This is a genomic window from uncultured Bradyrhizobium sp., assembly GCF_936928535.1.
Taxonomy (GTDB): domain Bacteria; phylum Pseudomonadota; class Alphaproteobacteria; order Rhizobiales; family Xanthobacteraceae; genus Bradyrhizobium.
Genome location: NZ_CAKZHY010000117.1, coordinates 1 through 2,953, shown reverse-complemented (window position 1 = coordinate 2,953; position 2,953 = coordinate 1). Strand labels below are relative to the sequence as shown.

Annotated in this window: 2 protein-coding genes; both read right to left on the bottom strand. The window is 64.0% G+C overall.

The window, feature by feature from the left end; all coding sequences use genetic code 11:
- Positions 1-89: 89 nt before the first annotated feature.
- Positions 90-1,733, bottom strand: a complete 1,644-nt coding sequence (locus Q0687_RS23620) for a lysine--tRNA ligase (protein WP_298882073.1) — start codon at positions 1,731-1,733, stop codon at positions 90-92.
- Positions 1,734-1,900: 167 nt separating this feature from the next.
- Positions 1,901-2,848, bottom strand: coding sequence for a transporter substrate-binding domain-containing protein (locus tag Q0687_RS23615; RefSeq protein WP_298882070.1), 948 nt, complete (start codon positions 2,846-2,848; stop codon positions 1,901-1,903).
- Positions 2,849-2,953 lie beyond the last annotated feature (105 nt).

Here is a 2,953-nt window from a genome sequence, read left to right as displayed (position 1 = left end):
CTCTTGTGCCACGGGGGCCGTCCACATATGGGTCCTGGCTTTCGCCAGGACGACGATGTTGAGAGATTGCGTTTCGACAACGCCGCCCCTCACGCACTCCTTGCCAGCGCGCCGTCGATCATGTTGACGGCATTCTGCACGCCGTACACCGCGACAAAGGAGCCGAAGCGCGGGCCCTTCTCCTGGCCGAGCAGGACCTGGTAGAGCATGTTGAACCAGTCGAGCGTCACGCCGGGGCGGCCGTCCTTGCCCTTCTTGACCTGGTCGAGGAACGGCTCGCGGCGGCCGATCTCGTAGACGACGTTCTGGATGTCCTCGGCCGAGGCCTCCGCCGGAAGCTGCGAGAGCGCATCGCGCAGATCCTGCAAGGCGGCGCGCTCGGTGTCATCAGGCACGCGGAACTGCTTCGTCGGCGCGACGAAATCGCGATAATAGTTGATGGCGTAGCCGACCATCGCATCGAGCTTCGGATGCGTCTGCGGGCTCACGCCGGGACGATAGCGGCCGATGAAACCCCACAGCGTCTCGGCGTTCTCCGCGTTCGACGACGACACCAGCGTGAGCAAGAGCTGGAACGTAACGGGCATGTCGCCCTGCGGCGGCTTGCCATTGTGGATGTGCCAGACGGGATTGCCGAGCTGCTGCTTGTCATCCTGCCTGGCGAAGCCGTCGATGAATTGCTGGTAGTCATCGACCTGACGCGGGATCACGTCGAAGAACAGCCGCTTCGCCGCCTTGGGCTCGCGATACATGAACAGCGACAGCGATTCCGGCGAGGCGTAGCGCAGCCATTCGTCGATGGTCAGGCCGTTGCCCTTCGACTTCGAAATCTTCTGGCCCTTCTCGTCGAGGAAGAGCTCGTAGTTGAAGCCTTCGGGCGGCGTTGCGCCAAGCGCCCTGGCGATGGCGCCCGAGAGCTTCACGGAGTCGATCAGGTCCTTGCCGGCCATCTCGTAGTCGACGCCGAGCGCGACCCAGCGCATCGCCCAATCGGCCTTCCACTGACACTTGACGTTGCCACCGGTCACCGGCGTCTCGACTTCCTGATTGGTATCAGGATCGACATAAGTCACCGTGCCCGCGGCGACGTCGCGGCGGATCATCGGCACCTGCAGCACGACGCCCGTGGTCTTGCTGATAGGCAGGAACGGCGAATATGTGGCGCGCCTGTCAGGACCGAGCGTCGGCAGGATGATGTCCATGATCTTGTCGTAGACGGCGAGCATCTTGAGCAAGGTCGCGTCGAAGCGGCCCGACTTGTAGTAGACGGTCGAGCTGGCGAACTCGTAGTCGAAGCCGAAATGATCGAGGAACGCGCGCAGACGCGCATTGTTGGCATCGCCAAACGACGGGTGCTCGTTCGAAAAGGGATCCGGCACAGACGTGAGCGGCCGCCCCAGATATTGCGCCAGCAGCTCTTTGTTCGGCACGTTATCAGGCACCTTGCGGAAGCCGTCCATGTCGTCGGAGAAGGCCAAAAGGCGCGTCTTGATCTTGTCCTCGGTCAGCACGCGGAAGGCATGGCGCACCATCGAGGTGCGCGCGACCTCGCCGAACGTGCCAATATGCGGCAGCCCGGAGGGACCATAGCCGGTCTCGAACAGCACCTCGTCCTTCGGGCTCTTCTTCAGCCGCGCGACAATGGCCTTCGCCTGCTCGAACGGCCAGGCGTTGGATTGTTCGGCGAGCGCACGAAGATCGCTCGGGCTCATAAGGGGATCGATAACGGACATTCAGAAGGCCTCCGGGCCGCGGAAAATAGCGATTTTTGCGCGGAATGCAAAAACGTTGGTCGTCATTCCGGGGCACGCGCATCAGCGCGTGAACCCGGAATCTCGCGCCACAATCTCGAGATTCCGGGTTCGCGCTTCGCGCGCCCCGGAATGACGGGATTGGATGGCTAGAACGGGCTCACCGAAAAATACTTCAGCCACAGATCGGTGTAGCGACCTTTTTCCCAGACCCGGAACAGGGCCCAGTTCAGGGCCTGGCGCAGCACGTCGTTGCCCTTGCGCACGGCAATGCCGATGCCTTCGCCGAAGAAGCGGCTCTCGACGAAGGCACCGCCGGAGAACGCGCAGCAATCGCCGGAGTCGGTGCCGTTGATCCAGAACGCCAGCGAGATGGCGTCGCCGAAGATGAAATCGACCTCGCCCTTGCGCAAGCTCGCGCGGAGCGCATCGTCGTTGGGATAGGGATGCAGCTCGGCGTCGGTGAACATCGCCTTCAGGTAGGCCTCGTGCGCCGAGCCCGCGATGACGCCGACCTTCTTGCCTTCGAGATATTCGGGCCTGATCTCCGGCATCACCGCATCCTTGCGCGAGACGAAGCGGGCCGGCACGCGGTAATAGGGATCGGTGAAGTCGACGCGCGCGCGAAGCTGCGGGCTCACCGCCATGGACGCGATGATCGCGTCGCCCCGGTTCGAGGTGAGTGCATCGACCAGCGTCTCGAAGCGGCGCATCTGCACCGTGCAGCTGACCTTGATCTCCTCGCACAGGCTGCGGGCGAGATCGACATTGAAGCCGGCCGGATTGCCGTCGGCGCCGGTGAAGTTGAACGGCGGGTAGTCGGTCTCGGTCAGGAAGCGGATCACGGTCAGGCGCGACAGGTCGGGCCGCTCCGGCCGCCGCCGCGGGTCCCAGAAGCCGGGCACGGCCTGGGGGGCGGCTTGTACAGTGGTTCGGGGCGCCGTTTGCGGCGTCGCCTGAGGGGCTGCCGGGGGCTGCTTGGCCGGCGCTTGCGCCCGGACGCCCGGCAGGCCTGCGAGCAGGCACGCCGCAACGGCGAGCCCGGTCAGCAAGCCACGGGCAGATTTGGTCGTTTTCGCCTGTTGCGATGGAGCCATCGGCCGGAAATGAATGAATTTCGTTGGGATCGGAAGGCCTTATAGACCATCCGGCCGGGAACGCGAGTGGGGAATGTGGCTGGTGGTCGTCATGCCCGGGCTTGT